This is a genomic window from Pseudomonas fluorescens group sp., from assembly GCF_020093335.1.
Taxonomy (GTDB): Bacteria; Pseudomonadota; Gammaproteobacteria; order Pseudomonadales; family Pseudomonadaceae; genus Aquipseudomonas; species Aquipseudomonas petroselini.
The window spans coordinates 1-26,893 of the sequence record NZ_JAIOKW010000016.1; the positions used below are offsets into that span (position 1 = coordinate 1).

The 26,893-nt window shown below is 59.5% G+C and carries 21 protein-coding genes and 1 tRNA gene; 11 read left to right on the plus strand and 11 right to left on the minus strand.

The annotated features are described in order from the left end of the window. Positions 1 to 178: 178 nt before the first annotated feature. A tRNA-Met gene (locus tag K7431_RS17575) sits at positions 179 to 255 on the minus strand. A gap of 278 nt (positions 256 to 533) precedes the next feature. On the opposite strand from K7431_RS17575, the gene dinB reads away from it, so the two are divergent. Next, the gene (gene dinB, locus K7431_RS17580) at positions 534 to 1,592 is read left to right on the plus strand and encodes a DNA polymerase IV (RefSeq protein WP_015885687.1); all 1,059 of its coding nucleotides are present in this window, start codon (positions 534 to 536) and stop codon (positions 1,590 to 1,592) included. Between the two features lie 69 nt (positions 1,593 to 1,661). Here dinB and K7431_RS17585 read toward each other — a convergent pair whose 3' ends face one another. The 4 genes from K7431_RS17585 to K7431_RS17600 form a co-directional block, all read right to left on the minus strand. Further along, positions 1,662 to 2,615: a hypothetical protein gene (locus K7431_RS17585; RefSeq protein ID WP_015885686.1), complete on the minus strand. Its 954-nt coding sequence runs from the start codon at positions 2,613 to 2,615 to the stop codon at positions 1,662 to 1,664. A gap of 20 nt (positions 2,616 to 2,635) precedes the next feature. Continuing rightward, positions 2,636 to 4,351 carry a proline--tRNA ligase gene (locus K7431_RS17590; RefSeq protein ID WP_043205836.1) on the minus strand — a complete coding sequence of 572 codons (1,716 nt, stop codon included), beginning with the start codon at positions 4,349 to 4,351 and terminating at the stop codon, positions 2,636 to 2,638. Between the two features lie 200 nt (positions 4,352 to 4,551). Continuing rightward, positions 4,552 to 6,084 (minus strand): AmpG family muropeptide MFS transporter, encoded by a 1,533-nt coding sequence (locus K7431_RS17595; protein ID WP_015885684.1) that lies wholly within the window; start codon positions 6,082 to 6,084, stop codon positions 4,552 to 4,554. 43 nt (positions 6,085 to 6,127) lie between these two features. Continuing rightward, the gene (locus K7431_RS17600; protein ID WP_046035256.1) at positions 6,128 to 6,442 is read right to left on the minus strand and encodes an MGMT family protein; all 315 of its coding nucleotides are present in this window, start codon (positions 6,440 to 6,442) and stop codon (positions 6,128 to 6,130) included. A gap of 201 nt (positions 6,443 to 6,643) precedes the next feature. On the opposite strand from K7431_RS17600, the gene K7431_RS17605 reads away from it, so the two are divergent. The 5 genes from K7431_RS17605 (at position 6,644) to groL (ending at position 11,284) form a co-directional block, all read left to right on the plus strand. Further along, positions 6,644 to 7,651, plus strand: coding sequence for a DUF481 domain-containing protein (locus tag K7431_RS17605; RefSeq protein ID WP_043205834.1), 1,008 nt, complete (start codon positions 6,644 to 6,646; stop codon positions 7,649 to 7,651). Between the two features lie 117 nt (positions 7,652 to 7,768). After that, positions 7,769 to 8,500 (plus strand): HugZ family pyridoxamine 5'-phosphate oxidase, encoded by a 732-nt coding sequence (locus K7431_RS17610; protein ID WP_015885681.1) that lies wholly within the window; start codon positions 7,769 to 7,771, stop codon positions 8,498 to 8,500. A 66-nt stretch (positions 8,501 to 8,566) separates the two neighbouring features. Beyond that, positions 8,567 to 9,043 carry an FxsA family protein gene (locus K7431_RS17615; protein WP_015885680.1) on the plus strand — a complete coding sequence of 159 codons (477 nt, stop codon included), beginning with the start codon at positions 8,567 to 8,569 and terminating at the stop codon, positions 9,041 to 9,043. A 247-nt stretch (positions 9,044 to 9,290) separates the two neighbouring features. Continuing rightward, on the plus strand, positions 9,291 to 9,587 hold the full coding sequence (locus tag K7431_RS17620) for a co-chaperone GroES (protein WP_003175874.1): 297 nt from the start codon (positions 9,291 to 9,293) through the stop codon (positions 9,585 to 9,587). Positions 9,588 to 9,637: 50 nt separating this feature from the next. After that, complete coding sequence (gene groL, locus K7431_RS17625) at positions 9,638 to 11,284, plus strand: chaperonin GroEL (protein ID WP_015885679.1); 1,647 nt, start codon at positions 9,638 to 9,640, stop codon at positions 11,282 to 11,284. 102 nt (positions 11,285 to 11,386) lie between these two features. Here the strand turns inward: groL and K7431_RS17630 are convergent, their stop codons facing one another. Continuing rightward, positions 11,387 to 12,124 carry a phosphatase PAP2 family protein gene (locus K7431_RS17630; protein ID WP_015885678.1) on the minus strand — a complete coding sequence of 246 codons (738 nt, stop codon included), beginning with the start codon at positions 12,122 to 12,124 and terminating at the stop codon, positions 11,387 to 11,389. A gap of 50 nt (positions 12,125 to 12,174) precedes the next feature. Beyond that, positions 12,175 to 14,124, minus strand: a complete 1,950-nt coding sequence (locus tag K7431_RS17635) for an LTA synthase family protein (RefSeq protein ID WP_015885677.1) — start codon at positions 14,122 to 14,124, stop codon at positions 12,175 to 12,177. A gap of 200 nt (positions 14,125 to 14,324) precedes the next feature. Here K7431_RS17635 and colR point away from each other — a divergent pair, with 200 nt between their 5' ends. The 5 genes from colR to K7431_RS17660 all read left to right on the plus strand — a co-directional run bounded on the left by colR (position 14,325) and on the right by K7431_RS17660 (position 18,094). Then, entirely contained in the window at positions 14,325 to 15,008 is a 684-nt protein-coding gene (colR, locus tag K7431_RS17640) for a two-component system response regulator ColR (protein WP_003175870.1), read from the plus strand. Beyond that, positions 14,998 to 16,278 (plus strand): sensor histidine kinase, encoded by a 1,281-nt coding sequence (locus tag K7431_RS17645; protein ID WP_015885676.1) that lies wholly within the window; start codon positions 14,998 to 15,000, stop codon positions 16,276 to 16,278. The genes colR and K7431_RS17645 overlap by 11 nt, the downstream gene beginning before the upstream one ends. Positions 16,279 to 16,465: 187 nt before the next feature. Further along, a complete protein-coding gene (locus tag K7431_RS17650) occupies positions 16,466 to 17,146 on the plus strand; it encodes a class I SAM-dependent methyltransferase (RefSeq protein WP_043205833.1) in 681 nt (226 codons plus the stop codon). 4 nt (positions 17,147 to 17,150) lie between these two features. After that, positions 17,151 to 17,870, plus strand: coding sequence for a lipopolysaccharide kinase InaA family protein (locus tag K7431_RS17655; protein WP_015885674.1), 720 nt, complete (start codon positions 17,151 to 17,153; stop codon positions 17,868 to 17,870). Then, a complete protein-coding gene (locus K7431_RS17660) occupies positions 17,867 to 18,094 on the plus strand; it encodes a hypothetical protein (protein WP_015885673.1) in 228 nt (75 codons plus the stop codon). The genes K7431_RS17655 and K7431_RS17660 overlap by 4 nt, the downstream gene beginning before the upstream one ends. Positions 18,095 to 18,154: 60 nt before the next feature. On the opposite strand, the gene K7431_RS17665 is transcribed toward K7431_RS17660, so the two are convergent. From K7431_RS17665 to K7431_RS17680, 4 genes are all read right to left on the minus strand, one after another. Next, entirely contained in the window at positions 18,155 to 21,181 is a 3,027-nt protein-coding gene (locus tag K7431_RS17665) for a multidrug efflux RND transporter permease subunit (RefSeq protein WP_015885672.1), read from the minus strand. 3 nt (positions 21,182 to 21,184) lie between these two features. Beyond that, a complete protein-coding gene (locus K7431_RS17670) occupies positions 21,185 to 22,315 on the minus strand; it encodes an efflux RND transporter periplasmic adaptor subunit (protein ID WP_043205832.1) in 1,131 nt (376 codons plus the stop codon). A 168-nt stretch (positions 22,316 to 22,483) separates the two neighbouring features. Continuing rightward, positions 22,484 to 25,543: a multidrug efflux RND transporter permease subunit gene (locus K7431_RS17675; protein ID WP_015885670.1), complete on the minus strand. Its 3,060-nt coding sequence runs from the start codon at positions 25,541 to 25,543 to the stop codon at positions 22,484 to 22,486. Further along, positions 25,540 to 26,697, minus strand: a complete 1,158-nt coding sequence (locus K7431_RS17680) for an efflux RND transporter periplasmic adaptor subunit (RefSeq protein WP_015885669.1) — start codon at positions 26,695 to 26,697, stop codon at positions 25,540 to 25,542. Before K7431_RS17680 ends, K7431_RS17675 begins: the two co-directional genes overlap by 4 nt. Between the last annotated feature and the right edge of the window lie 196 nt (positions 26,698 to 26,893).

Here is a 26,893-nt window from a genome sequence, read left to right on the forward strand (position 1 = left end):
GCGCTGGGTGGCGAAGCCGCCCCAACAAAGACACCGCCGAGCGCCTGATAAACCAAGTCGCCTGGTTTGGGGCGGCTTCGCCACCCAGCGCGGGGCAAGCCCGCTCACTACAAAAAAGCAGATACAAAAAAAGCACGCACAAAAAAGGCCACTCTTTCGAGTAGCCTTTTTTGATGTTTGGTTGCGGGAGCCGGATTTGAACCGACGACCTTCGGGTTATGAGCCCGACGAGCTACCAGACTGCTCCATCCCGCGTCTGTGTGTCGGCATTCTACAGAGGAACGCGTGTGTGTCAACCTGTGAATTGAAGAAAAGCGCTTGTGGTTCAAGTGGTTAGCTCTCCAAGCTAACGCCGGATGAGGCTCTGGGCCAGTCGGGCCGAGGGTTTCAGCTCTATTGGGATGCGAAATTCGATTGAGAAAATAAATTCATCTTGGAATTTTCCTACCGCTCAAGCGGAAGATTCAAACTACTGGTGCTATATACAGGTGTGAATGCGATACTGGCGCCCCGTAGGTTCACACCCCGTTTATATGACGCAGCGCAAAATCATCCACGTCGACTGTGATTGCTTCTACGCCGCCATCGAGATGCGCGATGACCCGAGCCTGGCGCAGAAGCCGTTGGCGGTGGGCGGCTCGGCGGACCGGCGCGGGGTGATCGCTACCTGCAACTACGAGGCACGCGCCTACGGGGTGCGCTCAGCGATGTCGTCACGCCATGCCTTGAAGCTGTGTCCGGACCTGACCATCGTCAAGCCGCGCATGGATGCTTATAAGGAAGCGTCGAAGGAAATCCAGACGATCTTTCGCGATTACACCGACCTGATCGAACCGCTGTCGCTGGATGAAGCCTACCTGGACGTGTCCGACAGCCCGCATTTTGGCGGCAGCGCCACGCGTATCGCCCAGGACATTCGCCGCCGCGTCTCCAACCAATTGCACATCACCGTGTCCGCAGGCGTGGCGCCGAACAAGTTCCTGGCCAAGATCGCCAGTGACTGGAAGAAACCCAACGGGTTGTTCGTGATTACCCCGGACCAGGTCGAAGACTTTGTCTCGCAGTTGCGAGTGAGCAAGTTGCACGGTGTGGGCAAGGTCACCGCCGACAAGCTCGCGCGCCTGGGCATAGAAGACTGCTTGCAGTTGCGTGAATGGAACAAGCTGGCGCTGGTGCGCGAATTCGGCAGTTTTGGCGAGCGGCTGTGGAGCCTGGCCCGTGGGGTCGATGATCGTGTCGTGCAGAACGACAGTCGCCGGCAGTCGATCAGTGTAGAAAATACCTACGACGTGGACCTGCCGGACCTCTCAAGCTGCCTGGCCAAACTCCCCGAATTGATGGAAACCCTGGCCGGACGCATGGCGCGCATCGACAGCAGTTACCGTGCGGGCAAGCCGTTCGTTAAGGTGAAGTTTCATGACTTTACCCAGACGACGCTGGAACAGGCGGGGGCCGGGCGGGACCTGGAGAGTTATCAGCAACTGCTGACCCAGGCGTTCAATCGTGGCGGGAAGCCGGTGCGGTTGTTGGGGATTGGTGTGCGGTTGCTGGACCTGAGCAACGGCAACGAGCAGCTCGAGTTCTCCTGGTAGGAACCCGGAACCAAAATGTGGGAGGGGGCACGCCCCCTCCCACATTTGTTCTGCAACACTTCGAGCGTCTCAGCGTGCTCCAGGGTCTGCGACTAGCCGCCCCGCATCCTTGGTCAGTGCCTGCAGGAATTCCTGCTGCAACTCGGGATCATTGCGGGTCAGTTCGATCAGGCTTTGTTCCAGCTCGCTGGCTTCCTCTTCCAGGCCCAGCTCCGACAGGCGCTTGACGCGGTGCACCCACTGGCTGACTTCGTCGTCTTCCAGGTCGTCGTAGATCAGGCCATGGGCTTCCAGCAACTTGCCGCGCAGGGTGTTGCTGATCGCCAGGGTCGAGTCCGAATGCACATCGTCCTGGCCATCTTCCACGCTGATCTTCAGGGTCGTGACGCGGTTCAAGTCCTGCTCGGCAAACGGGCTGTCCAACAGGTTCAGGCGCAGCACGCCGTTGCGGTCGGTGGTCAGCTCATGCACTTGCTTGCCGGCAGTGACCTGCACCGGGCGTTCGCTCCAGGGCAGGCTCGAATACTCCACACGCTTGTCGCGCTGGACTTCATCGATGCCCGCCAGGTTCTGTTGCGCACGGCCGTGGGATTGCACGTTCATGAACGGGTTGAGACCGTCCACACCGTAGGTCAGCCAGTCGTGGGTCATGCTGGTCGGCAGGTTGCCGAGGGCGAAGATGTTCACCACGTTGGCGCCCGCGCCCGCCACCAAAGCGACCGCGCCCAAGGGCATCTCATAGAGTTTTCGCCAGGGTTGGTAAGGGGTGTAGCGATCGTAGCGACGGGTGACTTCGAACTCAGTGACCTCGAAGGTCTTTTGCTCGTGAATGCGTACCCGGCGTTGCGGCAGCTCCAGCACTTTGGGTTCGCCTACATCGATCTGCAGGCTGTGGTCGAGCAACTTACGCTCGACTCGCTCCTCGTGCTCACTGCGTTGCGACATCTGGTTGGCGCAGCCGCTGACCAGCAGGGCGCCGCACAAGGCGGCGCCCCCCAGGGCTCTGGTGTTTCGCTTGAACATGACTTCTCTTGATCTGGTTTTCAGCGACGAATACGCGCCTGAAGGAAAGACAGCACGTCAGCCACCGGCAACGGTTGGGCTTCGGCTTCGGTCCGGCTCTTGTATTCCAGATTGCCATCGGCCAGGCCGCGGTCACTGACCACGATCCGGTGCGGGATGCCAATCAGTTCCATGTCGGCGAACTTGATGCCCGGGCTGGTTTTCTTGTCCCGGTCATCCAGCAACACTTCAAAACCGGCGGCCGTCAGTTCGGCATACAGTTTGTCGGTGGCTTCGCGCACTTGCTCGGTTTCATAACGCAGCGGTACCAGGGCAACCTGGAACGGCGCCAGGGCGTCACTCCAGATGATGCCTTTCTCGTCGTTGTTCTGCTCGATGGCAGCGGCCACCACGCGCGATACGCCAATGCCGTAGCAACCCATTTCCAGGGTGATCGGCTTGCCGTTCTCGCCCAGCACTTCGCACTTCATCGCCTTGCTGTACTTGTTGCCCAGCTGGAAGATATGCCCGACTTCGATGCCGCGCTTGATTTCCAGGGTGCCCTTGCCATCCGGGCTTGGGTCGCCGGCCACCACGTTACGCAGGTCGGCCACGGTCGGCACCGGCAGGTCACGTTCCCAGTTCACGCCGAAGTAGTGCTTGTCGTCGATGTTGGCGCCGATCCCGAAGTCGCTCATCAGCTCGACCGAGCGGTCGATGATGATCGGCAGCGGCAGGTTCAGCGGGCCGAGGGAGCCGGCACCGGCGCCAATGGCGTCGCGCAGTTCGGCGTCGGAGGCCATGACCAGCGGGCTGGCCACGCCAGGTTGCTGGGCGGCCTTGATTTCGTTGAGCTCGTGGTCGCCACGGATCACCAGGGCGATCAGCTTGCCTTCTTCTTCGGCGCGCACGATCAGGGTCTTGATGGTCTTTTCAATCGGCAGATTGAATTTCTCCACCAGGGCCGCGATGGTCTTGGTCTCTGGCGTATCCACCAGGCGCAGCTCTTCAGCCGGCGCTGGACGGGAGGTTTCCCGTGGCACGGCTTCGGCTTTCTCGATGTTCGCTGCGTAGTCGGAACCGTTGCTGAATACGATATCGTCTTCGCCGGACTCGGCCAGCACGTGGAATTCGTGGGAGCCGGCACCGCCGATGGAGCCGTTGTCCGCTTCAACCGGGCGGAATTTCAGGCCCAGGCGCGTAAACACGTTGCAGTAGGCCTGGTGCATGCGGTCGTAGGTGACCTGCAGGGACGCCTGGTCAGCGTGGAACGAATAGGCGTCCTTCATGATGAATTCGCGGCCGCGCATCAAACCGAAGCGTGGGCGGATTTCGTCACGGAATTTGGTCTGGATCTGATACAGGTTCAGCGGCAGCTGTTTGTAGCTGCTCAGCTCGTTGCGCATCAGGTCGGTGATCACTTCTTCGTGGGTCGGGCCGGCGCAGAAGTCGCGGCCATGACGGTCCTTGAAGCGAAGCAGTTCAGGGCCGTACTCTTCCCAGCGCCCGGATTCCTGCCACAGCTCAGCCGGTTGGGTGCTCGGCATCAACACTTCCAGAGAGCCGGCGGCGTTCATCTCTTCACGCACGATGGCTTCGACCTTGCGCATCACCTTCAAGCCCATGGGCAGCCAGGTGTACAGGCCGGAGGCCAGTTTGCGGATCATACCGGCGCGCAGCATCAGCTGATGGCTGATCACGACCGCGTCGGAAGGCGTTTCTTTCTGTGTGGCGAGCAAATATTGACTGGTACGCATGGTAGGCCGTTGTCGGTTGCTTGGACTTGAAATGACTTGGGATTGTACGGGCGCAAGCTGCCGCCGTACAGGCATCAGAATACAGGGCTGTTTGTAGTGAGGGCGCTTGCTCCCGTTCGACAGCGCAGCTGGAGCCGGCTTTTATAGGGGCGCTTCGCACCCCAGCGGGAGCAAGCTCCCTCACTACACAAGCATGTGTGTCAGTCGTCTACCGGTGGATTCAACCGAATCCGCCGATTCTCCTGATACCAATGCAGCGCAATCAGCAACAACGTCGGCACACCCAACATGCAGGTGATCAGGAAGAAATTGTGATACCCGAACTTTTCGACCATCACCCCCGAATACCCACCGATCAGGCGCGGCAGCAGCAGCATGATCGAGCTGAGCAGGGCGTATTGGGTGGCGGAGAACTTCAGGTTGGTCAGGCTTGAAAGGTAGGCGACGAACGCCGAGGTCGCCAGCCCCGAGCTGAAGTTGTCCAGCGAGATGGTGAAGATCAGCATTTGCAGGTCCGGGCCCATGTCCGCCAGCATCACGAACAGCAGGTTGGTGCCGGCCGACGCGATACCGCCGATAAACAGGATCGGCAGGATGCCGAAGCGCACGATCAGCAGGCCGCCCATGCCGGCACCCACCAAGGTCATGATCAGGCCGAAGATCTTGCTGACCCCGGCGATCTGGTCTTTGGTGAAGCCCTGGTCGATGTAGAACACGTTGGCCATTACGCCCATCACCGTGTCGGACATGCGATAGGTGGCGATCAGCCCCAGCAGCAGTAATGCTTGCCAGCGGTAGCGCAGGATGAAGTCATTGACCGGCGTCAGCACAGGGGCCAGGCCGCGTCGCCCCATGGCCGAGAGGCACAGGGCGGTCAGGGTGATATAGAGGATGGCGCGCAGGAAGGCACGGTCTTCCATCAGCAAGTCCCACAGGCTCATGCCGTGGAACAGCACGCTTGCGAAATCCGTGTTGAACAGTTGGGTGAACATCGCCGGCACCGACACCAGCAACACGATCAGCACAAACACCGAGACCAATTGATGCACGAAGCTGTAGCGCCCGGCCTGCAACTGGGTGCGCAGTGGCACATTGGGTTCGCGCATGAACAGGGTGGTCAGCAGCGCAGGAATCATCAACACGCCGAACAGCACATAGGTGCCGGTCCAGGCCGAGTGTTTATAGTTGAAGCCGGTGGAACCGAAGCCTTCGGCAAAGAACAGTGCACCCGCCGTGGCCAGCAGCGCAGCGATGCGATAACCGGACATGTAGCTGGCGGCCAGGGCAGCCTGGCGGCTGTCGTCGGCGATTTCCAGGCGGTAGGCGTCGACGGCGATGTCCTGGGTCGCCGACGCGAAGGCCACGACGACGGCGATAGCGATCAGCCAGGACAAGTGTTTCTGCGGGTCGCAAAAGCCCATGCCGATCAATCCGAGGATCACCAGCGATTGGGCCAACACCAGCCAGGAGCGGCGGCGTCCGAGTTTGCCGAGCAACGGCAGGCGCCATTGGTCGAGCAGCGGCGACCAGACCCATTTAAAGGCATACGCCAGACCGATCAGGCTCGCGTAACCGATGGTCTCGCGGGCCACACCGGCCTCACGCAACCACACTGAAAGCGTCGAGAACACCAACATGTAAGGCAAGCCGGCGGCAAAGCCGAGCAACAACAGGACTAACGTCGAGGGGCTGGCATAGGCGGCGAGCGCGGCGCGCCAGGTTTTACGGGGCATGGGCTGGAGTCTGCCTCAGGTTTGCGGAAACAAAGCGCGCACTCTAACCGCTGTGCTCTACCGGGCGCCAGCCATGGCGCTGAATATCCACGCGATTGTTGCGGACAGTGACACCTTCATCGCGTAAACGCGCGCGCTGTTCGTCACCTGACGCACTGCCCGCCGGCAGACTTATCCGACCACCGGCACCCAATACACGGTGCCAAGGCAGCTTGGTGTCTTCGGGAAGCTGGCTCAAGGTGCGGCCCACCCAGCGCGCCGCGCGTCCGAGCCCGGCCAGGTGTGCCAGCTCGCCGTAACTGACCACGCAACCTTCAGGCACTTGCGCCAGGGTCAGGTACAGCGCGGTGCGGCGCATCTCGGCGGGGCTTTGCGGGGGCTCGGCAGATTTATTCACTGTGAGTCTATCCGTTGAAATCGTCGTCATTTGTGTAAGAAACGTCTGTAAACATGGCGATGAGCATTGAACTCAACCCCGATCCTTGAGTCAGTCCTTGCTAAGACGTTATCTAACACGATAATGCCCTCTTTTCGCCAAGCCCGAGCCTCGAATCCGCTTATGTTGTCCAGAACCCTGCTGTGCCTCGCTGTTGTCAGCGCCTCAACGCCCTTGCTCGCAGATACCGTGTGGTTAAAGAACGGTGATCGCCTGACCGGCAAGATCAAGGTCTTCGACGGCGGTAAGTTGCTGATCCAGACCGACTACGCGGGCGCCATCCCGGTGGACTGGAAGCAGGTCAAGACCCTGCAAAGCGACCAGGAGTTACTGGTCAAGCAGGATGCCGACACGGGCGAGAAGGCCAAATCATTGCAAGCGGCGGATGATGGCAAAGTGGTGCTGGCCAATGGCGAGGCGCCCAAGACCGTCGACCTGGCCAGTATCCAGCAGATCATCAAGCCCAAGCCGGTGATCGAAGACTTGGTGTGGAAGGGCAATGTCGACATGGCGCTGGACTACAAGCGCGCCGAGAAGGACACCAACGACTACGACGTCGACTTCAAGACCACCGCGCGGCATGGCCAATGGCGCCATACCGGGCAGGGCGAGTACAACCGCGAATTCCAGGACGACGTGACCACCACCGACAACTGGGCGTTGGAATACGACCTCGACCGCTTCCTGACCGAACATTGGTTCTGGCAAGGTCGCTTGACCTACAAGCGTGACAAGGTTGAAGACCTCGCCCGCCAGCGTACGGTCGGTACCGGCCCGGGCTACCAGTTCTGGGATGATGAGCTGGGGGCATTCTCCCTGGGCTCGCTGGTTAACCGCACCGATTACGAATATTCCGACGGCGGCAAGGACAACTTCTATTCCCTGGCCATGAAGTGGAACTACAACCGCTATCTGGTGGGCAAGACCGTTGAGTTCTTCACCAGCGGCGAACTCGGCAAACCCATCGGTGGTCCGGCGGAGTATTCCCTGGATGCGGAAATGGGCCTGCGCTACAAAGTCACCGAATGGGCCTCGCTCAACCTCAAGGCTGAACGCGATGTCATCAGTGGCGACTCGGAAAGCAGCCTGAGCAAGACCCGTTACACCGCAGGCTTCGGTGTGGCCTGGTAACAGCCTTCGACACCTCCCGGCAGGAGAGCCTCTGGCAACTGGTGCGTAGATTGATTACCTTGTGTTGAGATCCATTCCCATATGCCATGGGCGGCGGAATACCCGAGGAGTCAAACGTTGAGCGCACAGGTTGCCAAGAACGCCCGAGAGCTGTTGCTCAAGGAATACCGTGGGGCCCTCTCCACATTGTCCAAGGCCATGCCCGGTTTCCCTTTCGGGTCGGTCGTGCCGTATTGCCTGGACGAGCAGGGCCGCCCGCTGATCCTGATCAGCCTGATTGCCCAGCACACCCATAACCTGCAAAAAGATCCCAAGTGCTCATTGCTGGTGGGTGAACGTGAGGCGGATGACGTGCAGGCGGTCGGGCGCCTGACCTACCTGGCCGAAGCCGAAAAACTGGAAGAGGGTGCCGCGATTGAAGCAGCGGCCGAACGCTACTATCGGTACTTCCCCGATTCGGCCAACTACCACAAGGCCCACGACTTCGACTTCTGGGTACTCAAGCCGGTGCGCCACCGCTACATCGGCGGCTTTGGCGCGATTCACTGGGTCGACCAACTGACCCTCGCCAACCCGTTCGCCGGCCAGGCTGAGCGCAGCATGATCGAACACATGAACAGCGATCACACCAAGGCCATTGCCCACTACATTGAACTGGCAGGCCTGCCTGCCACCGAACCTGCGCAGTTGGCGGGCATCGACAGCGAAGGTATGCATTTGCGTATTGGCCAGTCGTTGCATTGGTTGCCTTTTGCAGCGCCTTGCAACACGCCGACACAAGTCCGCGAAGCGCTGGTTTCATTGGCTCACGCCGAGGTCTGGCCGAAAAAAGAGGCCGCTGACGCTTGAATTCACGAAATGGCGACGTCATCTAAGGTGGACTGGCAAGGCATTCTTGCGTTGAGGAACCATTTGATGCGCCCTTTTTTATTGCTCTTTCTGCTGTTCCCGGTGTTGGAGCTGTTCGTATTCGTTCAAGTCAGCAGTGCGATCGGGTTTTTCCCGGCCCTGTTGCTGATCATTCTCGGCTCGATGCTCGGCGTCCTGGTGCTGCGCGTCGCCGGCCTGGCCACGGCGCTACGTGCCCGTGAAAGCCTCAACCGTGGCGAATTGCCCGCGCAGACCATGCTTGAAGGCCTGATGATGGCCCTGGCGGGTGGCCTGTTGATCCTGCCAGGCTTTATCAGCGATGTGGTGGGCCTGGTGATGTTGCTGCCAGTCACCCGTAAGCTGCTGGCCGGCAAGATGCGCCAGCGGGCTGAAGAGGCTGCGATTCGCCAGCGTGCCTTCGCCGAAGACCTGCAACCCCGTGGTGGCCCGGCTCCGCGCCAGCCCCTGGGGCGTGAAGGCGATGTGATCGAAGGTGAGTTCGAACACCGCGACAGCAAATAACCGCTTCATTGGCACGGCACCTTCGGGTGCCGTGTTGCTTTCAGCCGTCGGCACAGGTAAAAAATTTCCGCCGCGGCCCCTTGTAATAAGCTTATGCGCCCTTATGTAACGGTCACCGCAAGGTTTCTGGTGGCGACACCAGACAGACTTCCGCGTCTTGCTTGGCGAGGCGCGACCGGCACAGCCGGAAGACAACCCGCCGGTACACACACCGGCCGATGAAAAACACAATTAGGAGAGATCGACAATGAGCAAGCTTCGTCCTCTGCACGACCGCGTCGTAATCCGTCGCAGCGAAGAAGAAAAGAAAACCGCCGGCGGGATCGTTCTGCCAGGTTCGGCTGCTGAAAAAGCCAACCACGGTGTGATCGTCGCTGCTGGCCCAGGCAAGACCCTGGAAAACGGTGATGTACGTGCGCTGGCCGTTAAAGTCGGTGACAAGGTTGTATTCGGCCCTTACTCCGGCAGCAACACTGTGAAAGTCGACGGCGAAGACCTGCTGGTTATGGCTGAGAACGAGATTCTCGCCGTTCTGGAAGACTGATTTCCCCGCTCATTTTCCCGTTACTACAAAGTATTTAAGGAATATCGATCATGGCTGCTAAAGAAGTTAAATTCGGCGATTCCGCCCGCAAGAAAATGCTCACCGGTGTCAATGTCCTGGCTGACGCAGTAAAAGCGACCCTGGGCCCGAAAGGCCGTAACGTGATCATCGAGAAGAGCTTCGGCGCTCCGACCATCACCAAGGACGGCGTTTCCGTCGCCAAAGAAATCGAACTGGAAGACCGTTTCGAAAACATGGGCGCGCAGCTGGTCAAAGACGTTGCCTCCCGTGCCAACGATGACGCAGGCGACGGCACCACCACTGCTACCGTCCTGGCCCAGGCGATCGTCAACGAAGGCTACAAAGCCGTCGCTGCCGGCATGAACCCGATGGACCTCAAGCGCGGCATCGACAAGGCGACCATCGCCATCGTTGCTGAGCTGAAAAACCTGTCCAAGCCATGCGCTGACACCAAGGCTATCGCTCAGGTAGGCACCATCTCCGCCAACTCCGACAGCTCCATCGGCGACATCATTGCCGAAGCCATGGAAAAAGTCGGTAAAGAAGGCGTGATCACCGTTGAAGAAGGCACTGGCCTGGAAAACGAACTGTCGGTTGTAGAAGGCATGCAGTTCGACCGTGGCTACCTGTCCCCGTACTTCGTCAACAAGCCGGAAACCATGGTTGCCGAGCTGGACAGCCCGCTGATCCTGCTGGTTGACAAGAAAATCTCCAACATCCGCGAAATGCTGCCAGTGCTGGAAGCCGTTGCCAAAGCCGGCCGCCCACTGCTGATCGTTTCCGAAGACGTTGAAGGCGAAGCCCTGGCGACGCTGGTTGTGAACAACATGCGTGGCATCGTTAAAGTTGCAGCCGTCAAGGCTCCAGGCTTCGGCGACCGTCGCAAGGCCATGCTGCAGGACATCGCCGTTCTCACCGGCGGTACCGTTATCTCCGAAGAGATCGGCCTGAGCCTGGAAAGCGCCACCCTGGAAAACCTGGGCAGCGCCAAGCGCGTGACCATCTCCAAAGAAAACACCATCATCGTTGACGGTGCTGGCGTAGAGCAGGACATCCAGGCTCGCATCACCCAGATCCGTGCCCAGGTTGCCGAAACTTCGTCCGACTACGACCGTGAAAAACTGCAAGAGCGTCTGGCCAAGCTGTCCGGCGGCGTTGCAGTGATCAAGGTTGGCGCCGGTTCCGAAGTTGAAATGAAAGAGAAGAAAGCCCGCGTTGAAGACGCCCTGCACGCAACCCGCGCAGCCGTTGAAGAAGGCGTGGTACCTGGCGGTGGCGTTGCGCTGATCCGTGCTCTGGAAGCCCTGACCAACCTGACCGGCGACAACGCTGACCAGAACGTCGGTATCGCTGTACTGCGTCGTGCTGTTGAAGCGCCGCTGCGCCAGATCGCTGCCAACTCCGGCGACGAGCCAAGCGTTGTGGTCAACGAAGTCAAGAACGGCAAAGGTAACTACGGTTACAACGCTGCGACTGGCGTCTACGGCGACATGATCGAAATGGGCATCCTGGACCCTACCAAGGTGACTCGTTCCGCGCTGCAAGCTGCAGCCTCCATCGGTGGCCTGATCCTGACCACCGAAGCTGCAATCGCTGACAAGCCTAAGGCTGAAGGCGCTGGCGGTGGCGGTATGCCAGACATGGGCGGCATGGGTGGCATGGGCGGCATGATGTAAGCCAGCCTTACCCGGCACTTGAAAAAGCCCCGCCTGCAGTGATGCAGGCGGGGCTTTTTTGTGCCTGTGTGGGCATCGGCAGTGGCTGAACAGGTTGCCCGTCTACGTGTGGAGTTCCCGCACCTGCGGCACCTCAACCCTCGAGGGCCGGTAGAGCAACAGGCAGTACAGGCCCAGGCAGATCAGCCAACAGAAAATCGCTGTCCATACATTGTGGGAGAAGAAGTGGGCGCCTTGCAGCATGCGGCTCACTGAAAAAGCGCTGCCCAGGCCGATGGCAAAGATGAATGCCTTGCGCGCCAGGCGTGGCCGGCGATCGCGTAGCGCAAAGAACCAGGCAAACAAGGCAAACCCGGTTGCCGCATGACCGCCGGGCCAGCAGCGCCCAGGTTTATCCGTGGGCGGGCGCGGGCTCAGCAGCTCGCTGTAGGTTTCCTGGCCGCCGAATTCCTTGAGGCTCCAGGGGCACTGCACGGCGGTGATGGTTTTCAACGGCGAGACGAAGGCCGTCGCCAGGCCGAGGGACAGGACCAGGCAGACCAGTTCGCGGCGATAAGGCTTGAGCCGTTGCAGGATAAAGGTGCCGACAAGCCCTAGAATCGCCAGGACCGAAAACAGGATGACCAATTGCTTGGCACGGTCATGCAGGATGTCTTCAAGGAAGAAACTGTAACGCCCGATGAAGCCGCCATCCGCCGCATTGTAGAAACGCTTGGCGAGGTCCATGTCCAGCGATGTCAGCTCCAGCAACAGCATCAGGAGCGTGCCACCGGCGGGTATGCCCAGGCACAGCCAAAGATTGAGTGGCTTGGAAGCCGGCGCCGCGAGTGTGGACTGCATGACGAACCCTGCTTGAAGAATCCCGTACCGAACGGCACGGGACGTGTTCGTTAACGCGTGCTAAGTACCGGAGCCTCGTCCTTGGGGGCTCGCCATCCAAGTAATTGCTGCTTGAACCCGTAACTGGCGGCTTGGTAGTAGGTGATCGCCCGTTGGATCAACGCGTCATCGCTGCCGACCCGCAGCTCCTGGCTCTCGCCCAAGGCTTGATCGTGGCGACGCAGACCCAGGCGTGGGCTGAGGATCGCCAGGTCAGTGCCGTCAAACAAACCCAGGTGTTGGTAGTTACCGACCACTACGCGCGGTGGCAGCGGGTTGTCCTGCAACAGGTTGCGGCCGAAGAAGGTTGATTCGTAGCTCAGGTTGATCAGGCCCAGCAAGGTTGGCGCCAGGTCGATCTGGCTGGCCAGTTGCGCGGTTTCCCGAGCATCGATCAGCTTGGGCGCATAGATGAACAGTGGAATCTGGTAGTTGGTGATAGGCAAGTCTTCCTTGCCCGCGCTGCCGGCCGTGTGGTCGGCGACGAACACGAAAATCGTGTTATCGAACCACGGCTTCTGGCGCGCTGCCTCCAGGAACTCGCCGATGGCATGGTCGGTGTATTTCACCGCGCCATCACGGCCGTTGCCGGATTTGATATCGATGCGCCCGTCCGGGTAGGTGTACGGGCGATGGTTGGACGTGGTCATCAGTTGCAACAAAAACGGCTGCTGTTTGGCGTAGTCGGCATCGGCCAGCTTGAGGGTCTGTTTATACAGATCCTCGTCGGCCATGCCCCAGGCGTTTTTAAACGAAATCTCCGATTCAGGCACGCTGCTCTGATCGACGACCCGATAACCGTTGCCGCTGAAGAACGCGTTCATATTGTCGAAGTAACCACGCCCGCCGTAGACGAACACACTGTCATAGCCAATGGCGCTGAGGTGTTGGCCGAGGCTGGCGAAGCCGCTTTCCCGGCCGATGCGCTTGACGATCGAGCGCCCAGGCGTGGGTGGAATTGCCAGGGTGATCGCCTCCAGACCGCGATCGGTGCGGGTGCCGGTGGCGTAGAAGTTATTGAAATACAGGCTCTGTTTGCGCAGCGCATCCAGGTTAGGCGTAAGGTTGCGGCCATCGCCATTACTGCCCAGGTACTTGGCGCTGAAGCTTTCGATGGTCACCAGCACGATGTTGGGTTTACGTAGCGTGCCTGGGTTGGTGATGGCGCGGCGGATATCCAGCGGGTCCTGGCCGATGAAGCGCGCGTTGGGTTCGCTGAGTTCAGCGCGCAGTTGTCGTGCCACGATGTCCGTCGGCAGGGTTTTGTAGAACTGCGGGTAATCCAGCTCGTTATTACGGAAGGCCGCAAAGAACTGATACGGGCCATTGCTCGCCAACTCGTTCTTGTAGGCATTGCCGCCCTGCGTGCGCGGGCTGTCCTGGCTGATCAGTTGCAGGCTCAGGCCGGTGACGACCAGCAGGGCCAGGGCGTTCAGCAGACGACCACGCATCGCCGGCAGCGGGGCACTCATCGCTGCGTTGAATGGCTTGCGCAGGGCCAGGCTCAGCACCATGGCCAGCATCGCCAGCAGGCTGAGCAGTTTGCCGATCGGGTAGGACTCCAACAGGTTGTTCAACACCTCATCGGAATACACCAGGTAATCGACGGCGATAAAGTTGAAGCGCACGCCGAATTCATCCCAGAACAACCATTCGGCAACCGAGGTAAACAACATGGCGAACAGGCTGACAGTCAGCACTGCCTGCAGGAACCAACGGTGCCCACGGCGGCGCCACAGGGCGGGGGGGCATAGCAGCAGGTACAGCCCCAGTGGCAGGGCCGCGTAGGCTAGAAAACCCAAGTCGTAGAGCACACCCACACCAAACACCGGCAGTAAGTTGCCTCCGACCTCGTCCAGGTGAGTGATGAGCAGTACGCTGCGTGTGAGCAAGAAAATAACCAGCCAGGCACCGGTTACCAACAGCAAATAGCGCATTGGCGCTGTTTTGAACAAACCCATGTCTATGTTCCTTATATCAATGGGGGCGATCTTCGCCCTGACACTGTAGTCAGTTTGTGAAGCTATAGTGAAAAACTCGTTCGACAATACAATCAGTTGAAAAGCTTTATCGACGGGCCTTTCAGCTCTATCCCTGAGCCCCACTTGGCCTTAAGCTGCGCGAGCCAACACGGCCGTTACCGCGTACGGAGACACTGCCCATGCGAATTTTATTGGTTGAAGACAACCGCGATATCCTCGCCAACCTGGCGGATTACCTGGGTTTGAAGGGCTATACCGTGGACTGTGCGCAGGACGGTTTGTCAGGCCTGCACCTGGCCGCCACCGAGCATTACGACCTGATCGTGCTCGACATCATGCTGCCCGGCATCGACGGCTACACCCTGTGCAAGCGCCTGCGTGAAGACGCCCGCCGTGACACGCCGGTGATCATGCTCACCGCCCGCGACCAACTCGACGACCGGCTGCAGGGCTTCAAGTCCGGTGCCGATGACTACCTGCTCAAGCCGTTTGCCCTGTCGGAACTGGCCGCGCGTATCGAAGCCGTGCTGCGCCGTGCCCAGGGCGGCGGTCGCCGCGCCCTGCAGGTGGGTGACCTGAGCTACGACCTCGACACCCTGGAAGTCACCCGCGAAGGGCGCCTGCTCAAGCTCAACCCGGTCGGCCTGAAACTGCTGGCGGTCCTGATGCAGAAGAGCCCGCACGTGCTGCGCCGCGAAATTCTCGAAGAAGCCCTGTGGGGCGATGACTGCCCGGACAGCGACAGCCTGCGCAGCCACGTTCATCAATTGCGCCAAGTGATCGATAAGCCGTTCGCCAAACCGTTGCTGCAAACGGTGCACGGCGTGGGTTATCGCCTGGCCGAGGGTCGTGATGGAGTTTAAGCAAAGCCTTTCCCAACGGATCATCATCGCCTTTGCCTTGATGAGTGCGTTGGTGGCGGGCGCCTTTGCCATGGGTATCGTGGCGACTGTGCACTTGGTCGAAGAAAAGTTGATCTCGGCGGGCCTGGGCGGTGACTTGCAGCGTCTGCTGCTGATGGACACGGTCGAGGACTGGCGGCACCGGCCCGAGCCGGACCAACTGTTTTACTTCAGTGGTGGGCCTGGCGACTTTGAGTTGCCCAAGGATTTGCGGCACCTTGAGCCCGGGTTCCATGAAGTATTCCGCGAGACGCTGTCGTACCACGCCATGGTCGAAGTCATTGACGGCAGGCGCTACGTGCTGCTGCAGGATCAAAGCGATTTCGAAGAACGCGAGCGGGTGCTGTTTGCGGTCGTGCTGGTGGGCTTCGTCCTCAGCTTGGCCCTGGCGGTGTTCCTGGGTTGGGTGCTGGCGCGCAAAGTGATGGCACCGGTCGTGCGTCTGGCCCGCCAGGTACGTCACCGTGACCAGTTGCTGGGCCTGGCACCGCCCCTGGCGCCGGACTACGCGGCGGATGAAGTGGGTGAGCTGGCCGTGGCCTTTGATGCCACGCTGGGAAGGCTGCGTCAGGCGCTGTCCCGCGAGCAGATGTTTACCAGCGATGTAAGCCACGAATTGCGCACGCCGTTGATGGTATTGGCCAGCTCCTGCGAACTGTTGCTGGAAAACCCGGCCATCGATCAGCGTGGGCGTAACCAGGTACAGCGTATCGCCCGGGCGTGTGAAGAAATGCGTGAGCTGGTGCAAACCTTCCTGATGCTTGCCCGCGCCGAACACGACAATGCGTCGATGTCGCCACAGGTGACGTTGCCGCAGGTCGCCGATGACTTACTCGGCATCTGGCGTGAACAAATCGAGCGTAAAGGCCTGGAACTGATCTACCAGCCGGGTAACCCCCTGGACACGCGCTACAACACCACCTTCCTGCATGCGGTAATGGGCAACCTGTTACGCAACGCCTTGCACTACACCGAACACGGCTTTATCCGCCTCACGTTGGAGCCGAGCGGTTTTGTGGTGGAAGACTCCGGAGTGGGCATTCCGGAAGACAAGCGCGAAGCGATGTTCGAGCCCTTCGTGCGCGGCAACGAGAAACGCGGTGAAGGCTTGGGCTTGGGCTTGTCGCTGGTCCAGCGGATCTGCGAAAACCAGGGCTGGAGCGTCAGCCTCAGCACCATGGAGCCCAACGGCTGCCGCTTTCATGTGCAATTGAGTCAGGTCAACGCCTGACTCTACCCCCTGCCGCAATCCTGCCAGAGATCCCCGCTATTCGGCGAAGATGGCCCCATGCCATTGCTTGTGTCTGTAAAGTCTTGAAATGTATGGGATTGGACAGGACAAGTTTTTCACAACTGGTTGACCTGTTGATCACAGTTCTCTGCTTAAGGTTGTAGGCATCAGTAACTGGAGATCAGTGATGTCTACCCCGATCAAACTCGAATTTTCCGAAAAGTACGACGACGAGCACGCGCAGAATTATTTGCTCAAGCATCAGGACAATCTGGCTCGCCGGCTGTCCCACAAACGCGACGAGCAATTAGCGCGCGGTGCGCTGGCCATGGCCGGTGAGCCTGGGCTGGTGCTGGACCTGCCATGCGGGGCCGGGCGGTTCTGGCCGTTGCTGGCTGAAAAGCCCAACCGTGTGATTATCGGTGCCGACAATTCAGCGTCGATGTTGAAGGTCGCCACAATCGCCCAACCGGCGGACGTGGTGAAACGGGTACGCCCCTTGCAGACATCTGCCTTTGATATCGATTTGCCAGATAACTCGGTCGACAGCATCTTCTGCATGCGCTTGATGCACCATATTGGTGATCCGGCGCACAGGCTAGCGATACTGCGGGAATTTCAGCGTGTTACCCGCGACAGCGTCATCATTTCGCTGTGGGTGGATGGCAATTTCAAGGCCTGGAAACGCAAGCGCGCCGAAGTAAAACGTCGCAACAAGGGTGAGCAGGAAGGTTACCAAAACCGGTTTGTGTTACCGGCTGCTACTGTTGAAGCAGAATTTGAGGAAGCGGGTTTCCGTGTCCAGGAGTCCCTGGACTTCATACCGCTCTACGCCATGTGGCGAGTCTATGTATTGCGCAAGAGGTAACAGGATGGCAGTTGAGTGCGTAGCGGGCAGTCACGTAGCTCCCGAAGAGCGATTCGATTATTTCTGGCGCCAGCAGGGCGAGTGGGTCGAGGAGCCTAACCGTCGGCGTGGCGGTGAAAGTGGCGTGCAACGGGTCATGGGCCCCAATGGACGCTTGCTCTACAGCAAACGCCAGACTGGGCATATCTACCGCAGCTGGTTGCACCCGTTCGGCCGCCCCACGGTGTTGCGCGAGCGCGATGCCATCAAGGGCCTGCGCCTTTTGGATGTGCGAGTGCCGGAGATGGTGTTTTGCGAGGCGCGCCGCGACCCCGAGCACCAATGGAAGGCGTTGTTGGTCACCGCCTCTCTCGACGGTTTCGACGAAATCGAAAACTGGTACGCCGCCGGTGGCCGCGAACAGTACGGCGAGTTGGTTCACGAGCGTCTGCTCAAGGAATTGGCCGGCACCCTGGCGCGTATGCACAAGGGCCGTTGGCAGCATGGCTGCCTGTACATCAAGCATATTTTCGTGCGGGTGACGGGCGAAGGTGACTCGGCCAACGTGGAAGTGGCGCTGCTGGATTTCGAGAAATGCCGCCAGCGTTTGACCGCTTATCGGGCGGCCTCCCATGACATGCTGCAATTGCGCCGCCATTCGTCGTGGAACGATACCGACTGGAAGAAACTCAGCTATTTTTATGAGACGGCGTTTGGCAGCGCTATCAAGGGTTTAACCAGATGAAGCTAGAAATAGCACGAGGTTTGTTCCTGGTCGGGGCGCTGGGCGTTGCAGCCTTGGCGCTGGCGGCGTGGGAACAGCCCCGCACACAGGTGCTCAGTGCGACGCAGGGTGGCGGGCAATGCCTGTTGCCGCGCGTCGCCAAGACCAGTGTGGCGGTCAAGCCTGATCATGAGTTGTTGCTGTTCATGTTTGGAATGTCTCAAGGGATGAGGCCGCAGAGTTGAAACGATTCAAACCCCCGAAAAAGGGCCTTGCGATGCGAGGCCCTTTTTTTTGCCTGCAGGTCAGGCCTTATCCGGTTTGGCCAGCAAGGTATACACGCAAGGCAGCACAAACAATGTAAACAGCGTGCCGATCGACATCCCTGTCGCAATCACCATACCGATATCAAACCGGCTGACCGCGCCCGCACCCGTGGCGAAAATCAGCGGCACCATGCCGAACACCATCGCCGCGGTGGTCATCAACACCGGTCGCAAGCGAATCGCTGCGGCTTCTTCCACCGCCTGGCGTGGCGTCAGGCCCTTGTCTTTGCGCAGTTGGTTGGCGAACTCCACGATCAGGATCCCGTGCTTACTGATCAAACCGATCAGCGTCACCAAACCGACCTGGGTGTAGATGTTCATGCTTGACCAACCCAGGAACAGCGGAATCAGCGCCCCGCAGATCGACAACGGTACCGTCACCAGAATCACCAACGGGTCACGGAAACTCTCGAACTGCGCCGCCAGCACCAGGAAGATAATCGCCAGGGCCAGGCCAAAGGTGACCCACAGCGCCGTGCCTTCCTGGATAAATTGCCGGGACGCGCCGCTGTAGTCGAACGCATAGCCGGGCGGGGTTTCTTCAAGGGCGATCTGGCGCACGGTGTCGATGGCCTCGCCCATGCTGACGATGGGAAAACCCGAGATCAGCGCCGAGTTGAGTTGCTGGAACTGGTTCAGCTGCCGGGGGCGGGCGCGGTCCGTCAACGTGATCAGGGTCGAGAGTGGCAGCAACTCGCCCTGGGCGTTTTTCACGTAGTAGTTGTTCAGCCAGTCGGGGTTGTCGCGGTAGGCACGCTCGACCTGGGCAATCACTTTGTAGCTGCGTCCATCCAGGGTGAACCGGTTGATTTCCGCCTCCGCGAGCAACGTCGCCAGGGTGCCGCCGAGGTCCTGCATCGACACGCCCATCTGCGCCGCCTTGGCACGGTCGATATCCACCACCACTTCGGGTTTGTCGAATGCCAGATCGATATCGACAAAGGCAAACTTGCCCGACGCCATCGCGCGCTTTTTCACTCGGTTGGCCACATCGAGCAACGACTCATAGTCGTTGGCCGTGTTGATCACAAAGCCGAACGGCAAGCCTTCGCCCGTGCCCGGCAAAGAGGGCAGGTTGAAGCCGAACACTTGCAGGCCGGGAATCTGCTCGAGGCGCTTTTGTACCTCGGGCAGGATTTGCATCTGGGTGCGGTCGCGCTCGTTCCACGGCTTGAGCAGAAAACCGCCGATGCCCGATTGCACACCGTTGAAGCCGTTGATCTGGAACGACGAGTAGTACTCCGGGAACTCCTTGAAGATTTTGATGAACTCGTCTGTGTAGGTGTTGAGGTAGTCCAGGTTAGTCGGCTGCGGCGCGCTGGCCATCATGAAGATGATGCCTTGGTCTTCGTCAGGCGCCAGTTGCGACTGGGTGAACTTGAGGAACACCGGGATCAGGCACAGCACGATCAACGCAAACACGATCACCACCGGCCGTGTGTTCAACGTGCCGTGCAGCATGCTCTGGTAGCGGCGCTTGAGGCTGTCGAAGATCCGGTCGAGGCGGTGAGCCAGGCCCGAAGGGTTTTCATCGTGACGCAACAACAGCGCGCACATCATCGGCGACAGCGTCAGGGCGACGATGCCGGAAATGATCACTGCACCGGCGAGGGTGAGGGCGAATTCCTTGAACAGCGCACCCGTGAGCCCTTCGAGAAAACCAATCGGCGCATACACCGCCGCCAGGGTGACGGTCATCGACACCACCGGCAGCGCGATTTCCCGTGCGCCTTCCAGCGCTGCATCCAGAGGCGTCTTGCCGTCTTCGATATGCCGGTGGATGTTTTCCACCACCACGATGGCATCGTCCACCACCAGGCCGATGGCCAGGACCATCGCCAGCAGGGTCAGCAGGTTGATCGAATAGCCCATCAACTGCATGAAAAACAGCACGCCGATCATCGACAGCGGGATCGTGATGACCGGGATCACCACCGACCGCAGGGCACCGAGGAACAGGAACACCACCACAATCACGATCAGTACCGCTTCAAACAGCGTCTTGACGACTTCGTTGATGGACGCCTGGATAAACAGCGTGGCGTCATAGGCAATTTCGGCCTTGAGGGTGGGCGGCAGCTGGGATTCCAGCTCCGGCATGATCTTGCGCACTTCCTTGATCACATCCAACGGGTTGGCGCTGGGCGTGGCCTTGATACCGATGTACACCGACGGCGTGCCGCCAAATGAGCTGATGGCGTTGTAGTTTTCCGCGCCCATTTCCACCCGGGCCACGTCCCGCAGCAGCACACGGCTGTCGCCGGCGGTTTTCACCGTGATCGCGCCAAATGCGTCGGCGGACTTGAGGTCGGTGTTGGCGTTGATACTGGTGACCACGAACTCGCCCTTCACCTCGCCGGCGGCGGACAGGAAGTTGTAGCGGCGCACGGCGTCGGTGATGTCGCTGGCGCTGAGGCCGAAACCAGCGAGTTTCACCGGGTCGAGCCAGATGCGCATGGCGAATACCTGGTTGCCGAGGATCTCCGCTTCGGCCATGCCGGGCAGGGTGGCGAGCTTGGGCTGGATCACCCGAGACAGGTAGTCGGTGATCTGCGGATTGCTCAGTTGCCCGCTGGAGAAGCTGATGTACATCAGCGCCGAGGCGTCGGCGGCTTCTTTGCTCAGCACCGGGTCCTCGGCATCCTGGGGCAGCTTGTTCTTGACCTCGTTGGCCTTGGCCAGCAATTCGGTAAACAGGCGATCGCTGTTGGCGCCGATGCGCGCGTAGATCGAGATCACCGAGAAGTTCTGGCGACTCACCGAGGTCATGTAGTCGATGCCTTCGGCGCTGGCCAGGCTTTGTTGCAGGGGTTGGGTGATATAGCCCTGGATGGTCTCGGCGTTCGCACCGGGGTAGGCGGTGGTCACCGTGATCAGGGCGTTCTCCATGCTTGGATACTGGCGCAGCGGCAGCTTGCTGTAAGCCTGGAAACCCAGCAGCACGATCAGCAGGCTGACCACCATGGCCAGCACCGGCCGGCGAATAAAGACGTCGGTGAACTTCATGGCTCAGTGCCCTGCCGGCAGGTTTTTGTCCGGGCTGATGGCAATGGGCGTGCCGTTGTCCAGCTTCAGCTGGCCGGCGCTGACCACCTGCTCGCCGGCTTTCAGGCCCTTGCTCACCAGCACCAGGCCGCCGCGCCGCTCACCGGTCTCGACGAACCGCCGTTCGGCGATCAGCAGCGGCTTGCCATCGGCATCCTTTTCCACCTCGCCGCCCTCGGTTTTTTTCTCGGCCACGGCGTACACCGAGTTGCCGTAGAGGGTGTAGGTAATCGCGCTTTCCGGCACCACGATCTGCGCGGCGGGATTGGGCAGCAGCACGTCCAGGCTGGTGAACATGCCGGGCAGCAGCTTGCCCTCCGGGTTGGCCAGGGTGGCGCGCACCAGCACATTGCGCGTGCTGTTCTCGACCTTGGGGTTGATCGCACTGACGCTGCCGGGGAATGGTTCGCCCGGGTAAGCCGAGACGGCGACCTGCACGGCCTGCCCAAGGGCGACTTTGGGCACGGAGTGCTCGGGGATATAGAAGTCGACGTAGAGGCTGCTGATGTCCTGCAAGGTGGCGATCACCGTGCCGCTGGCCAGGTAGTCGCCTACGTCCACTTGGCGAATGCCGATGGTGCCGCTGAATGGCGCGACGATGTGCTTTTTCGCCAACGACGCCTTGAGCTGATTGACCGTGGCCTTGTTCTTTTGCAGTTGCGCGGAGAGGCGGTCGAACTCGCCTTTGGAGATGGCTTGGCTGCCGACCAGTTGGCTGCCGCGACCGTAGTCCAGCTGGGCCAGGCCGAGGTCGGCCTGGGCGGTTTCCAGCAGGGCGCTTTCCACTGCGCTGTCGAGTTGCACCAGCGGCTGCCCGGCCTTGACCTTCTGCCCGGACGCGAACTGCACGTCCTTGACTGTGCCGGCAACCTCCAGGCTCAGGTTGACCCCTTGCAAGGCTTTGAGCGTACCCACCGAGGGCAGGCGTAGTTGCCAGGGCTGCTCGGTCGCCGTGGCGACGGCCACACTCACGGGTGGCTTGGGTTTGGAGAAGACCTGGATTTGCTGATAGATGGAAAAGGCTTTATAGCCCGCCAGCAGCAGGACAATTAACAGGACAACACCCAACATGATCAGCAGGCGACGGCGCAGCATATTCCGGTTCCTTGGAAAAACTGGGGCAGACGAAGACAGGCACATCCGGAACATACTCCGAGTGTCGGAGGTATTCCAGCGGGTAAGTTTTACCGTCGGTGGCAGGCTGGAACTCACCGATTGTCAGTTATAAAAGGTGAGAAAGGGCTGTCAGCCCTTTCCAGTGAATCAGTGCGAGGATGTGCTGCCAACCGTTCGAGCCGCAGGGTCGGCTTTGGTCAATGCCGCGTACACCGATGGCAGGACGAACAAGGTAAATAATGTCCCGATCGACATGCCGGTGGCGATCACCAGGCCAATATCAAATCGGCTGACGGCGCCTGCGCCGCTGGACAAAATCAGCGGGATCACCCCCAGCACGGTTGCCAGGGTGGTCATCAGAATAGGTCGCAGACGAATTGCTGCTGCCTCCTCGACGGCGGCACGCGGTGAAAGGCCCTGTTCCTTGCGCAGTTGGTTAGCAAATTCGACGATGAGGATACCGTGCTTACTGATCAGGCCTATTAACGTGACCAAACCGATTTGCGTATAGATGTTCAGGGTGGACCAGCCCAGGAACAGCGCGATCAACGCCCCGGCTATCGACAGTGGCACCGTCACCAGTATCACCAAGGAATCGCGCAGGCTTTCGAACTGTGCGGCCAATACCAGGCCGATGATCGCCAGCGCCAGACCGAAGGTGCCCCACAGCGCGTTCCCCTCCTGAACAAACTGGCGGGTAGCATTGCTGTAATCGAAGGTGTAGCCCGGTGGCGCCTCTTCTTGGGCGATTGCTTGCAGGGTTTCGAGCGCATGACTCATGCCGACAATCGGAAACCCTGAAACGATGACTGAATTGAGCTGTTGGAACTGATTCAACTGCCGTGGTCGCACCTGTTGGCTGGATACTTTGATTAATGTCGAAAGGGGAAGCAATTGACCGTCGGCGTTTTTGACTGCGTAGTGGCTCAGCCATTGCGGATTGTCTCGGTAGGTGCGCTCGACCTGGGCAATCACCTTGTAGAGGTGGCCATCAATGCTGAATCGGTTGATTTCCGTTTCAGCCAGCAGGGTCGCCAGGGTCAGGCTCAGCTCTTCCATGGATACCCCCATTTGCGCGGCTTTGGTCCGGTCGATGTCGATCACCACTTCGGGGCGGTCGAACGCCAGGTCGATATCCACGTAGGCAAATTTTCCTGAGTCTATTGCACGTTGCTTGATACGTTCGGCCACGCTCATCATCGACTCATAGTCTTGCTGGGAACTGAGCACGAAGCCGAAGGGCAGGCCCTCACCCCCTCCTGGCAGGGACGGCAGGTTAAACGCGAAGACCTGCAGGCCGGGGATACGGTCCAATTTTTCGCGCAGGGGGGCGAGTACCTGCATCTGTGTGCGGTCACGCTCATTCCAGGGTTTGAGTAGAAACCCACCGACACCTGAATGAACACCGTCCAGGCCGTTGATCTGGAACGAAGCCTGGTATTCGGGCAGCGTCTTGAACGGCTCGATAAATGCCTGGGTATACGTATTCAGGTAGGCAAGGTTGGTCGGCTGCGGCGCACTGGAAAGGATGAATATCAGGCCCTTGTCCTCATCGGGTGCCAGTTCCGAAAGGGTGAATATGAGCATTACGGGAATCAGGCCGAGTACGACCAGGGCAAACACCAAGACCACCGACTGCGCTTTCATGATCTGATGCAGGCGTTGCTGATAGCTTTTTCTCAACGCATTAAAGAAGCGGTCCAGGATCAGGAACAGGCCCTTGGGCTGTTCCTCGGGGCGTAGCAACACCGCGCACATCATCGGTGACAGGGTCAGCGCGACGATACCGGAAATCACCACGGCACCGGCGAGCGTCAGGGCGAACTCCTTGAACAAGGCGCCCGTAAGGCCTTGCAGGAAACCGATAGGGGTATACACCGCAGCCAGTGTGATGGTCATGGACAGCACCGGCACACATATCTCTCTCGCACCCCGGATAGCCGCTTCAAGAGGGGATTTACCCCTTTCGATGTGCCGGTGAATGTTTTCCATCACCACGATGGCGTCATCGACGACCAGGCCGATCGCCAGAACCATGGCCAGCAGGGTCAGAACGTTGATGGAGTACCCCATCACTTGCATGAAAAACAGCGTGCCAATCAGTGACAGCGGAATAGTGACGACTGGAATTACCGCTGAGCGCAGCGAACCCAGGAACAAAAAAACCACCAACACCACGATCACGATGGCCTCCACCAGGCTGGACAGCACCTGGTCGATAGAGGCGTTGATGTACAGCGTCGAGTCGTAGGCGATGTCCACGTCCAGGCCAGGTGGGATCTGCGATTGCAGCTGCGGCAGCAATTCGCGAACGTGCTTGGCCAACTCCAGGGGGTTGGCGTCGGGGGCCGGTTTGATGCTGATGTAGAGTGCAGGGATGCCATTGAACGTACTGAAACTGTCGTAGTTCTGTGAACCCAATTCCACGCGTGCCACGTCACCCAGGCGCACCTGGCTGTCGCCCTTGGTTTTCAGGGGGATCGCATTAAACCCCTCTACCGAATGGAGTTCGGTGTTGGTCTGGATGCTGGTGACGACATATTCACCTGTCACATCACCTGCGGTGGGCTGCACGTTGTAGCGCTTGATCGCCTGCGTCACCTCACTGGCGCTCAAACCAAAACCAGCGAGTTTTATAGGGTCCAGCCACAGGCGCATGGCAAAGCTCTGGTTGCCGATGATCTGCGCTTCGGCCATGCCCGGCAGGGTCACCAGCCGAGGTTGAATCACACGACTCAGGTAGTCAGTGATCTGGGCGTTGTTCATGATTTCGCTGGAAAAGCTCAGGTACATCAACGCGGTATTGTCAGCCGCGACCTTGCTCAGTATCGGGTCGTCAATCTCGCGCGGTAACTGGTTCCTGACTTCATTGGTCTTGGCCAGTAGCTCCGTGAACAAGCGGTCGCTGTCGGCGCCGACTCGCCCGTAGATCGAGATGATCGAGATGTTCTGGCGACTGGAAGACTTCATGTAATCGATGCCTTGCGCGCTGGCCAGGCTCTTCTGCAACGGTTGGGTGATGTAGCTTTGAACACTCTCGGCACTTGAGCCTGGAGAGACCGTGGTCACCGTGATCAGCGCACTTTCCATCTGTGGGAATTGGCGCAACGGCAGTTTTCCGTACGCCTGCCAGCCCAGCAACACAATTAACAGACTCACCACCAGCGCAAGTACGGGGCGGCGAATGAACAGGTCGGTGATCGTCATTCTTCGTTTTCCCGATAGGTCGCCTGGGGCAGGTCGTCCGGTTGATTCCTGTCGATGCTGATATGCACCGGCGTACCGTGCACCAGCTTGTTCTGACCGGCAGTGACGACTTGTTCACCCTTGTGCAGGCCCTTGTCGACCACGACAAGGCCATCGCGTCGCTCGCTGCTTTGGATCAAGCGCCGCTCGGCGATCAGCACGGGCGTGCCGTCTTCCTGCAGCCCATGCTCCTGGGTGTCATCGGGGGGGGCCACAACGTACACGTATTGGCCGTAGGGGCTGAACGTGATCGCGCTTTCCGCAACCACCGTGTGCAATTGCGGGTCGGCCAGCTGTATCCGCAGGTCAGCGAACATGCCTGGCAGCACATTTTTGGGCGGGTCTGCCAGGGTCGCCCGCACCAATACATTTCGCGTGCTGTCATCAACGATCGGGTTGATGGCGCTGACGCTGGCGAGGCTGAAAACACCGGGGCGCGCGGAGACTTCAACCTGAACCGACTGGCCGATCGTGATCAATTGGGCGGCTTGCTCAGGGACATGGAAATCAACGTAAAGACTGCTGGTGTCCTGCAGGCTGGCGATCACCGTACCGCTTTGCAGGAAGTCACCCAGATCCACTTGGCGAATACCGATGATGCCGCTGAAAGGGGCGACGATAGATTTCTTTTTCAGTGCTTCGCTGCGTTGCGCAACGAGGGCATTGTGCCGCGTGAGCTCTGCACTCAGTCGATCGTACTCACCTCGGGAAATGGCGTTGATCGTCACCAGCTCCTTGCCGCGTTCGAAATTCTGCCGGGCCAAACGTTGGTCTGCCCGTGCCATGTCCAACTCGGCCTGTTCGGTCTGGTGCTCAAGTTGCAGCAACGGTTGGCCCGCATCGACCCTTTGCCCTGACTCGAAGTGCAGCTGGGTGACCACGCCGGGGACTTCGATACTTAAATTGATACCTTGCAATGCCTTGAACGTGCCAGCCGCCGGCAACTGGCGCTGCCAGCGCTTTTCGAATGCGTTGGAGACCGCCACGCTCACGGGCGGCTTTGGCGCATGCAGGATCTGCAGCTGTTGGTAAACCCAAAACGCCTTGTAGCTGGCAAGCATCAGTACGACTAACAGGACGATACTGAGCATGGTAAGCATCCGACGGCCCGGCATAGCTGGTTCCTTATAGTGAGGCGAGTGAGGTGTTGCATGAAGGACGCGCAGGCAGGACCATCCGACGACACGCTGAGCGCCGAAGTTTTCACGAGAAAGGCGGGGGCAATAAGCAGTAAATTCGCGAGTTTCTGTAGGAATACAGATCTCTAAATGAAAGGTGTTTTCATATTTGTTGTAGGAAAAATGCGGAGTG